The organism is Mesorhizobium sp. dw_380 (assembly GCF_018588885.1).
In the GTDB taxonomy this organism is placed as follows: domain Bacteria; phylum Pseudomonadota; class Alphaproteobacteria; order Rhizobiales; family Rhizobiaceae; genus Mesorhizobium.
Genome location: NZ_JAFFIW010000024.1, coordinates 31,540 through 41,999, shown reverse-complemented (window position 1 = coordinate 41,999; position 10,460 = coordinate 31,540). Strand labels below are relative to the sequence as shown.

General features: G+C 63.8%; 9 protein-coding genes. 4 read left to right on the top strand and 5 right to left on the bottom strand.

The genetic code is table 11. The features are described from left to right. Positions 1 to 302 precede the first annotated feature (302 nt). Together JT360_RS21665 and JT360_RS21660 are read left to right on the top strand one after the other, a co-directional pair. Positions 303 to 812, top strand: coding sequence for an invasion associated locus B family protein (locus JT360_RS21665; RefSeq protein WP_250888976.1), 510 nt, complete (start codon positions 303 to 305; stop codon positions 810 to 812). A gap of 349 nt (positions 813 to 1,161) precedes the next feature. Further along, positions 1,162 to 2,406, top strand: a complete 1,245-nt coding sequence (locus JT360_RS21660) for a M24 family metallopeptidase (protein WP_214473875.1) — start codon at positions 1,162 to 1,164, stop codon at positions 2,404 to 2,406. Positions 2,407 to 2,632: 226 nt separating this feature from the next. Here the strand turns inward: JT360_RS21660 and JT360_RS21655 are convergent, their stop codons facing one another. The 5 genes from JT360_RS21655 to JT360_RS21635 form a co-directional block, all read right to left on the bottom strand. Continuing rightward, a complete protein-coding gene (locus tag JT360_RS21655; RefSeq protein ID WP_502845482.1) occupies positions 2,633 to 2,971 on the bottom strand; it encodes an amidase family protein in 339 nt (112 codons plus the stop codon). Positions 2,972 to 3,019: 48 nt separating this feature from the next. Continuing rightward, positions 3,020 to 4,111, bottom strand: a complete 1,092-nt coding sequence (locus tag JT360_RS21650; protein ID WP_214473873.1) for a Gfo/Idh/MocA family protein — start codon at positions 4,109 to 4,111, stop codon at positions 3,020 to 3,022. A gap of 285 nt (positions 4,112 to 4,396) precedes the next feature. After that, positions 4,397 to 5,560 (bottom strand): ABC transporter substrate-binding protein, encoded by a 1,164-nt coding sequence (locus JT360_RS21645; RefSeq protein WP_214473871.1) that lies wholly within the window; start codon positions 5,558 to 5,560, stop codon positions 4,397 to 4,399. 65 nt (positions 5,561 to 5,625) lie between these two features. Next, complete coding sequence (locus tag JT360_RS21640) at positions 5,626 to 6,480, bottom strand: ABC transporter permease (RefSeq protein ID WP_214473870.1); 855 nt, start codon at positions 6,478 to 6,480, stop codon at positions 5,626 to 5,628. Continuing rightward, a complete protein-coding gene (locus tag JT360_RS21635; RefSeq protein WP_214473866.1) occupies positions 6,477 to 7,310 on the bottom strand; it encodes an ABC transporter ATP-binding protein in 834 nt (277 codons plus the stop codon). Before JT360_RS21635 ends, JT360_RS21640 begins: the two co-directional genes overlap by 4 nt. Positions 7,311 to 7,619: 309 nt before the next feature. On the opposite strand from JT360_RS21635, the gene JT360_RS21630 reads away from it, so the two are divergent. Together JT360_RS21630 and JT360_RS21625 are read left to right on the top strand one after the other, a co-directional pair. Beyond that, positions 7,620 to 8,552 (top strand): MurR/RpiR family transcriptional regulator, encoded by a 933-nt coding sequence (locus JT360_RS21630; protein ID WP_214473865.1) that lies wholly within the window; start codon positions 7,620 to 7,622, stop codon positions 8,550 to 8,552. 122 nt (positions 8,553 to 8,674) lie between these two features. Further along, entirely contained in the window at positions 8,675 to 10,459 is a 1,785-nt protein-coding gene (locus tag JT360_RS21625) for an NAD(P)/FAD-dependent oxidoreductase (RefSeq protein ID WP_214473864.1), read from the top strand. Position 10,460 lies beyond the last annotated feature (1 nt).

Here is a 10,460-nt window from a genome sequence, read left to right as displayed (position 1 = left end):
TCCTTCCGGGACTTGCACGTCCCACGTGTATGGATTTTGTACGCCAATTCTATTGTATAGCGAGTCCCGGTTGTCCAGAATTCAGTTGTTGCGTACTAAACCTCTTATGTGTGGCAGGATGGTCACAGTAGTTTTGCCGGCTGTCTTGCGCGGACCGCGCCTTTCCCAACCATTGCCGGTGTTGTACAAGGTCAATCTGGCGGAAAATACCTGTGCGATGCAGGTCCCGGGCGGGCACGGAAGACATGGCATCTAATTTAGCAAGTACTAATAGAGTAAGTCTGGGTGCGGGAATTGGCGCCTTGTGGCTGATCTTGTCCGTCGCCGGGCCTGTGCTTGCCGAGGATGCCGCCAAGCCGGCTGAGCCCAAAGAGGCGCAATCCAAGCCCGCCGACGCCAATCCCTGGGCGGTCAATTGCTCCAGCGGTTCGGCGAATTCCGAGCTTCGGTGCCAGGTCTCGCAGAACCTCACCGAAGCCAAGACCGGACAGCGCGTGCTGACCGTGACCGTGCGCCGCGACAGCGGCAATGGCAGCCTGGCCATGCTGCTCGCTCTGCCGCACGGCCTGTTCCTGCCCTCCGGCGCCAGCTATCAGATCGACCAGGGGCAGAAGACCACCATCGCCATCCAGACCAGCGACCAGAACGGCGCCTATGCCGCCACGCCGCTGTCGCTGGACCTGGTCAAGGCGATGAAATCGGGAACCAATCTGAACATCGGCATGGAATCGGTGACCCGCAAGCCGGTCACCATCCCGGTGTCGCTCGCCGGCTTCACCGCGGCAATCGCCAGGCTGGAATCGATCAAGTAGGGCGGTGGGCATTCGTAAACATTCGGCATTAGCCGAGGCCTTCCCAACGTCGTCATCCTAGGGCGAAGCAGGAGCGAAGCTCCGTCGCGGAGACCCTAGGATCCATGCCGTGACATCCACCGGGGAACGCAGCGGAGCAGAATTCTGGACTGCTGCGCCGCTTTGAAGTCGCGGCATGGTCCTGGGGTCTGCGCTGCGTCGCTGCGCTCCTTGCTTCGCCCCAGGATGACGAAGCGATGAACGTCTCCGCTGATCGTCAAGGTATGCGGTGCATCAACATAGCAAGGAACTGGCTTGATTGTCGGCACCCGCAATGCTCCGTTGCCGGTTCTGACATTCGGAGAAATTCATGACGGGCTTTATCGACCGGCGGCGCGCCGCGCATTTGATGGAACGGGCCGGCATCGAGGCGCTGGTGCTCTCGGCGCCCGAGGCATTCCATTATGCGACCGGCGCCTGGATCGGTCCGGCGGGACTGTTCCGGCGCGCCGGCGGCGGCTTCGTCGTCATCCCGGCCCGGCAGGATTTGCCGGTCGGCGTCGTCGTCGCGGACTTCAACGCGGCACAGCTGCGGATCGCAGCACCCGAAGCGGTTATGCGTTCGCACCCGATCTGGATCGAATCGGCACCGGTCGAGATAGCCGCTCGCGGGCTGCCCCTGGCGGAGCGCATCGAGGCTGGCCTCGCCTCGCTCGGCCGTGCGCCGGATTTCTCGCGTCCCGCCACTTTCGATCTCGCTAGCTCGGTGCGTGAGTTGCAAGCAGTGCTCGCCGAATTCGGACTGGCACGCGCAACGCTCGGCGTCGATCTCGACTTTGTTCCCGCTGCCGATTTCGCCGCCATCCAGGCGCTGCTGCCGGATTGCCCGATGGTCGACGGCTCAGCGGTCCTCAACAGGCTGCGGGCCATCAAGACGCAGCGCGAGATCGACCTCCTGCAGCAAGGCATCATCCTGTCGGAAGCAGGGCTCGAGCGCCTGCAGGTGGATGCGATGGCCGGCATGCGCCAGGCCGACCTCGTCGGCCTCTACCGCAAAGGCGCCGCCGACGCGGCCGCCGGGCTGTCGCATGCGGTCGTCACCGCTGAATATGTGACGCTCGGCGCCCGGGCCAAGGGTGCCGACGCCAGGGCCGTGGCCGGCGATCCCTTGAAATGCGACATGGTCTGCACCGTCGGCGGCTACGCCTCCGACATGTCGCGCAATTTCACCTTCGGTGCCCCTTCCGCCGACCAGGCCGGACTGCATGCGATCGCCGAGCGCGCCTTCGAGGACGGGCTGGCGGCACTCGTGCCGGGCAATACGCTGGCCCATGTCCACCGCGTCGCCACCGACAGCCTGGCGCGCCAGGGCCTGCGCTCCTATCGGCGTGGTCATTTCGGCCACGGCGTCGGCCAGTCGGTCTTTTCGGAACAATGGCCCTTCATCGCGGCCGACAGCGATGTCGTGATCGAGGCCGGCATGGTGCTGGCCTTCGAGATCCCGCTCTACATCGACGGCCTCGCCAGCTTCAATCTCGAGGACCAGTTCCTGATCACGCCGGAGGGGCCCAAGCCGATGAACCGCTTGTCGAGGCGGCTGGAGAGGATTGGGTAGGCCGGCGCTCTACGACGCCCCCCTCTGCCCTGCCGGGCATCTCCTCCACGAGGGGGGAGATTGGTTGTTGTGAGCGCTTTCGCTAATTTTCAGCGTTGCAAGAAGACGAGCCGGCGCCGAAACTGCCAATCTCCCCACCCGTGGGGGAGATGTCCGGCAGGACAGAGGGGGGCGCCGTAGAGTGCGACGGCGAATATTGGCCTTCTTCGCCCGACCCTCCCGCCAACTACCCACTCACCGCCGGCCGCCTCTCCTTCCACGGCATCTCCTGCTCCAGCTGCGCCGACGCGGCCAGCACGATCGCTTCGTCGCCATAGCGGCCGACCAGCTGCACGCCGATCGGCACGCCGGCCTTCGACCAGCCGAGCGGCAGCGAGATCGCCGGCTGGCCCGAAATGTTGAAGGGAAACGCAAAGACGGCATCGGTCCATTTGGCGTTGTAGCGGTCGATGTCCGTATCCGACATGTCGTAATAGCCGAACGGGCGCGGCAGCTGCGTCGGCGTAGGCGTGATGAAAAGATCGTAGTCCAAGAGATCGCCGACGACGTGCCTATAGACTCTCATCCTGCCGATGCTCTGCGATACCGGCGCCTCCTCCAGCGCAGCAGCCGGTCAGGCCAGCTCGACGGTCCGTCCCAGTTCGATGCTCTGTTCGGCGGCGAGCACGATGCGCAGGCTGTTGACCGCGGCATCCATCTGCTCGGTCAGATCGAGGTCCTCGCGGATGGCGCGCAGGAAGAAGGCCTGCTCGCGATCGCACAGTTCCTGGTGGCCGGGCTCGTCCTCCATGCTGACGATCTCGTCGGGCTTCGAGAAATTCTTGTCACCGTCGACCGCGGCATAATGGATTTTCAGCGCGTCCGTCTTGGTGTGGCGGTCGATGTCGGCCGAGTTCGAGATCTCCGCCGCCTCGGCCGCGGCGCTCGCCGTCTGGCCGGCGACGATCGACACCGCGCCCTTGGGCCCGACCACGTCCTTCACGAAATAGGCCGTCTCGCTCATCATCGGGCCCCAGCCGGCCTCGTACCAGCCGACCGAGCCGTCATCGAAGGTGACATGCAGATGGCCGTAATTCTGCTTGTCGGCCTCCGCCCACAGCTTGGCGCCGATGCCATGCACCCGCACCGGTTTGGCGCCGGTCAGCTGGCACATGACATCGACATAGTGCACGCCGCAATCGACGATCGGGATCAGCGAATCGATCAGGTTCTTGTGCCAGTGCCAGGCGCTGCCGCTGCTCTGCTGGTTGAGGTTGAGCCGCATCACCAGCGGCTTGCCGAGCGTCTTGCCGACCTCGATGAATTTGATCCATGACGGATGCACGCGCAGGATATAGCCGAGCACCAGCTTGCGGTTCTTCGCTCGCGCGGCGGCCACAACCTTCTCGGCATCCTCGATGTTGGTAGCGAGCGGCTTTTCCATGAACACATGGCAATTGGCCGCGATCGCCTTCAGCGCATATTCGGCATGCGTGTTCGGCCAGCTGTTGATCGAGACCGCATCAGGCTTGGTTTCCTTCAGCGCCAGGTCGAAGTCCTCGTAGAGCGGATAGCCGGCAAGCTCGGCCGGTATTTTGGTGTTGCTTTTGATCGAGCGGCTCATGATGGCGACGATCTGAAAACCGTCGGAGCGGTGATAGGCGCTGGCATGCGACGCCCCCATATTACCGAGTCCCACCACCAGCACTTTTACCTTGTCGGCCATATCAGCCTCCCAAATCTTCATTGAATCGTGAGCGACGCTGTTGCCGCCGCGCGGATGTTTAGCCGGGCAATCACCTCAGCTTGGCGCTGCCCCTCATTGTCCTGCCGGACATTTCTCCCAGTATAGTGACGGGGAGAAAGGGACTGCCGCAACGCCAACGCCACCCTTGCAATGTTTGTGATTGGCGAAATCGTCAAAGACAGCGCCCCTCTCCCCGTCACCATACGGGGAGAGGATGCCGGCAGGCAGGTGAGGGGCGGCGCTGACCTCTACCATTGCGCAGCCTCACTTCACCGCCGAATCGAACAGATGCGCCTTGATCTTCTCGACATCGAGCGCGGCAAAGCCTTCCGACAGTTTGACGCCGTCGGCATCGGCCTTGACCTTGGCCTTGTCGAAACTGTTGGCGGCCGGGATCAGCTCATTGGTGCAGACGTCCTCGGCCTTCACCGGATTGGTGATCTGGCCGATCTTGTGGATCTCGTCGAAGAACCCCTGCCAGCTCGCCATGTCATGCGAACCCCAGCCGCCGCGCTTGTCCATGTCGCCGCGGAAGACGTTGATCTGCTGCAGGATCGAGGTGGTGCCGAGCTCCGGCCCGAGATTCTTGGCCAGCGTCGGGAACTGCTCGAACACCGCTTCGACCGCCGCGCGTGGGTTCTGGTAGCCGAATTCGAGGCCCATCGCCCAGCCGCGCAGGTACTTTTCCAGGAACGCCTTCTTGTCGGCATCCTCGAGATCGGCGGCGCGCACGACGAAAGTGTTGGCCGGCAGTTTCGAATTCTTCACGCCGAGCCAGTATTCGAAGTCGAGGCCCTTGGCGATCCATTCGGCGCGGAGCCCCTCCCATGACAAAGCCGCGTCGCCCTGGCCGCCGGCGAGCGCCGTGCCCCAGGTCGGCCAGCCGGCCTCGACATACTTGACCTTCTTGATGTCGACGCCTTGCGCGGCGAGCAGCGGATCGGTGATCGACTGCCAGGCGGCGGAGCCGAGCAGGATGGTCTTGCCTTCGAGCTTCTTCAGATCGTTCGATCCCTCGCCCTTGCGGAAGGCGATGCTGAACGTGTCGCGGGCGCCCATATGGAACACCGACTTCAGCTTCATGCCGTTCTGGATCGCGAAGGAGAACACGCCGGGTGAGGGAAAGCCCATATCGGCCTGGCCGACATCGACGAACTTCACTGTCGCCGTGCCGTCCGACGGGCCCGGCTGCATGTCGGTGTCCAGCCCGTCGAAATAGCCGGCTTTCTTGGCCGCCCAATAGGGATAGTCGTCGAGCACTTCGAGCGTGCCGCGCGGCGAGATCCAGGTGAATTTGCCATAGGCCTCGGCCCTCGCCTTGAGCCCTGTGGCGCCGAGCGCGGTTGCCGTCACCAGCCCGGCGCCGGTGACTTGCAGGAAAGTGCGGCGGCTGATGCCTGCCGGGCTGATCGAATGGTCTTTGGTCATGACATTCCCCTTTTTGTTGATTGTCAGTCTCTGCCGCCCGCCTCCCGGGCGCTTGCCCTCTGTTCTTATGCCTCCCAGCTCGCCCATTTCTTGCCGATGAGGAAGAACAGCACGTAGATCAGGATGCCGAGCGTCGACAGGATCAGCACCACCGCGAAGAATTGCGGCATCTGGATCATCGACGAATAGGTGGTCAGCCGGTTGCCGAGCCCGAAGCCGCCACCCACCATTTCAGCGCCGACGGCTGTCAGCAGGCCGAAGATGGCGCCGATCATCAGCCCGACCAGGATCATCGGCAGCGCCATCGGCGCGCGGATCTTCCAAAAGATCTGCAGCGTGCTGGCGCCATAGGAACGCGCCAGCGCAATCTTGGCGCTGTCGACGCGGCGAAAGCCGGTGGCGGCGTTGATCATCACCATCGGTCCGGCGGCCAGCGCCACCGCGATGATGCGCGGCGTGTAGCCGAAGCCGAAGCGCAGGATCAAAAGCGGCACCAGCGCCAGCATCGGCGTGGTGACGAGCAGCAATATGTAGGGCGCGACGATCTTTTCCGCGAACGGGAACTGGGTGATGACGGCGGCCAGCACCAGGCCGACGACGGCGCCGATGGCGAACCCCGACACCAGCTCGACCAGCGTGTAGCCGAGATGCGGCGCGATCAGCGGGAACTCGTCGAACAGCGCGTAGGCGATCGAGCTTGGCGGCGGCATGATGTAGAGCGGCACGTGAAACAGCCGCAAAGCCAGCTCGATGCCGCCGATGATGATCACGGCGACAGCGATGATCGCCGCCACCTCCTTGCCCGACTTGATGCCGGGGCCGCTGGCGAAGGCCGACAGATTGGTCAGGCTGACGTCGTGGCCATCAGCCGACTTGGCGCCAGACTTGGATTTGGAGAATTCCGGGATGGCGTCGCTCACGGCCTGATCCTCACGATCTCGGCGCTGGTGCGCTGCTGTTCAGACGCCTTCGGCCGGACGCGCTCGCCGACAATGTCCAGCTTGATCCGGTTGGTGAGGTCGAAGACCTCCTTGGTCGCCATGATCTCCAGCGAGCGCGGACGCGCGAACGGCACACGGTATTCCCTGGCAACCATGCCCGGCCGGGCGCTCAGCACCACCACCCGGTCTGACAGGAAAATCGCTTCCTCGATGCTGTGGGTGATGAAGACGATGGTCGTCTTGGTGTCGAGCCAGATCTCCTCGACCAGCCGGTTCATCTCCTCGCGGGTAAAACTGTCGAGCGCGCCGAACGGCTCGTCCATCAAAAGCACCGAGGGCTTCAGCGCCAGCGCCCGTACGATCGCCGCGCGCTGCTGCATGCCGCCCGAGAGTTCGCGTGGAAACTTGCCGCCGAAGCCGTCGAGCCCGACCCGGTTGAGCAGATGCGCGATCCAGGCGCGGTCCGGCTTCTCACCCTTGATCTCGAAGGGAAAGCGGATGTTGGCGTCGAGATTGCGCCAGGGCAGGAGGTTCGCTTCCTGGAAGACGATGCCGATATCGGGATGCGGGCCGGCGATCTTGATGCCGTCGAGCCGGATCTCGCCGCTGGTCAGGCTGTGCAGCCCCGACATCGACCACAAAAGCGTGGTCTTGCCGCAGCCGGACGGGCCGACGATCGAAACGATTTCATTGGTCCTGACCTCGAGACTGCAGCGGTCCAGCGCCAGCAGGTCGCCTGACGCCGTGCGATAGATCTTGGTCGCTGCCTGCACGCCAAGCTTCGGCGTTGTTGCTTCGCCCGCGTTCATCCGCCCCTCGGAGATTGCGTCATGATCCAATGGTCATCGGACTGCCAGAAATCAGTCTGTAACTATCCTACTTTGCTGTCAAGCGCTCGCGGTGGTAACCGTATCATCAAAACTACCGCTGGGAGCTAACAATTTGATTTCACTTAGTCTTGTCTGCCTTGAAATGTGTGTTGCTTTCCTACATACTCAGGAAAAGCCACACCGGCATGCCTTGCGGCACGCAACGGTTGCACCGTGGCCGGACGCATGGAACGACAGTGTGCAAACATGATAAGAGGTCAGGTCGAAAGGGCAGGGAAGGCCGACTTCATGACCAAAGCTGACAGCCAGGAAGAGCCCAGCCACGACCAGGACGGTCCTGTCCGGCGCATTCCCGACATCATTTCGCTGGTCAAGGATTCCTACGCGGAATTACGCCCGGCCGAACGCCGCGTCGCCGATGTCGTGCTCGATGACGTCAAATACGCCGTCGACGCCTCCAATGCAGCACTTGCCCAGCGTGCCGGAGTGAGCGAGCCGACGGTGACCCGGTTCTGCCGCGCCATCGGCTGCGAGGGCGTGCGCGATTTCAAGCTCAAGCTGGCGCAGAGCCTGGTCGTCGGCGCGCTCTATCTGGCCAAGTCGCCGGCCGTCAGCAACGACAATGGCATGCCGTTCTGGAACGCCGTGTTCGGCGAGGCGCGCCGGGCTTTGCAGGAGGCCGAACGCCAGCTCGATCCGGCACAGTTGCAGAAGGCCGCCGAACTCATCGCCAAGGCGCGCCAGGTCACGGTCTTCGGCCTCGGCGGCAGTTCCTCGGCGCTGGCGCAGGAAACCCAGTACCGGCTGTTTCGCTACGGCATCACGGTCAGCGCCCAGTGCGACCCCTATCTGATGCGCATGACCGCCTCGACGCTGAAGCCCGGCGACCTGGTGATTGCCATTTCGGCGACGGGACGCACGCGCGAAGTGATCGAGGCCGTCGAACTCGCCAAGCACTACCGCGCCAACGCGATCGCCGTGACCGCGCCCGACACCGAACTCGCGCGTGCCTGCGATGTCAGGCTGACGGTGGCGGTGCCCGAATATCCCGACACGCTGAAGCCGACGGCCTCGCGCTATGCCTTCCTGGCCGCGATCGACCTTCTGGCCGTGGCCTCGGCCTACAAGCTCGACGGCTCGGCGCGCGAAACGGTGCGCCGCATCAAGTACAACGCCCAGATCCACCGCACCGGCAAGGAGATGGAACCGCTCGGGGATTAGTCCCTTCTCCCCGTCTCTATACGGGGAGAAGGTGCCGGCAGGCGGATGAGGGGCTGCGCCGAGTTCGACAATTAATGATCCCCAATTTGGATGGGGTGCGGTTTTGTAGAAAGAGGCAAAGAATGCTCGAAATGGCACCGACGAAACAGGCGGCCGCATGGCTCGGCTCCTTCGCGCAGGCGCTCGAGGCCGGTGACATCGCGGCGGCGGGCAATCTGTTCGTCGACGACTGCTATTGGCGCGACCTTCTGGCCTTCACCTGGAACGTGACCACGATGGAAGGCCGCGAAGCCATCGTCGACATGCTCAACGCAACGCTGGCTTCGACCAAGCCCGCCGCATGGCAGCTCACCGGCGAGGCGACCTCGGACGAGGGCACCATCGAAGCCTGGTTCACATTCGAGACCGCGTCGGCTTCGGGACAAGGCATCATGCGCCTGCGCGACGGCCGTTGCCACACACTGTTCACGGCGATGACCGACCTCAAGGGCTTTGAGGAGCGCAAGGGCGCGGCACGGCCGCTCGGCGTGCGCCACAAGGCCGACCCTGAACGCGAGACCTGGTCGGAAGCGCGGGCGCGCGAAACGCGCGATCTCGGCGCTTCGGAACAGCCCTATTGCCTGGTCATCGGCGGCGGCCAGGGCGGCATCATGCTGGGCGCGCGGCTCAGGCAGCTCGGCGTGCCCTCGATCGTCATCGAGAAGAATGCGAGGCCCGGCGATTCCTGGCGCAACCGCTACCGCACGCTCGTGCTGCATGATCCGGTCTGGTACGACCATCTGCCCTATATTCCCTTCCCGGAGAACTGGCCGGTCTTCACGCCCAAGGACAAGATGGGCGACTGGCTGGAGATGTACACGCGCGTCATGGAGCTCAACTACTGGGTCGCCACCAAGTGCCTCAGCGCTTCCTATGACGAGACCGAGAAGGTCTGGACCGTGGTGGTCGATCGCGTCGGGCGGCAGATCACGCTGAAGCCGAAGCACGTCGTCTTCGCCACCGGCGCCTATGGCCCGCCGCGGCCGATCGACCTCGCCGGCGCCGACCGGTTCAAGGGCGAATTGCTGCATTCCAGCCAGTATGCCAGCGGCGAGAAATTCCGCGGCAAAAAGGTCGCCGTCATCGGCGCGGCCAGCTCCGGGCATGATGTCTGCGTCGACCTGTGGGAAAGCGGCGCCGACGTCACCATGATCCAGCGCTCGCCAACGACCGTGGTCAAGTCGGACACGCTGATGGAAGTCGGCTTCGAAATCTTTTCGGAGAGCGCGCTGGCGCGCGGCATCACCACCGAGAAGGCCGACATGATCGTCGCCTCGATGCCCTTCGCGCTTGTGCCCAAGGGCCAGAGCGCGCTCTACGAAGTGATCAAGGCACGCGATGCCGGCTTCTATGACCGCCTCAGCGCCGCGGGCTTCGCCATCGATTTCGGCGACGACGAGACGGGGCTTCTGATGAAGGCCTACCGCACCGGCTCGGGCTATTACATCGATGTCGGCGCCTCGGACCTGATCATCGACGGCAAGATCGGCATCCGCAGCGGCGTCGCCATCAAGTCGCTGACAGCGAAGGGCGTCCTGTTCGAGGACGGCACCGAGCTCGAGGTGGATGCCATCATCGCCTGCACCGGCTATCAATCGATGAACGAGAATGTCGCGGCACTCGTCTCGCGCGAGGTCGCCGACAAGGTCGGTCCCTGCTGGGGCCTCGGCTCCGGCGTCAAGGGCGACCCCGGCCCCTGGCAAGGCGAACTGCGCAACATGTGGAAGCCGACGGCGCAGGAAGCGCTGTGGTTCCATGGCGGCAACCTGGCGCTATCGCGCTTCTATTCGAAATATGTGGCGCTGCAGATCAAGGCTCGGATGGAGGGCATTGCGACGCCCGTTTACGGGAAGCCGAGCAATTCTTGAC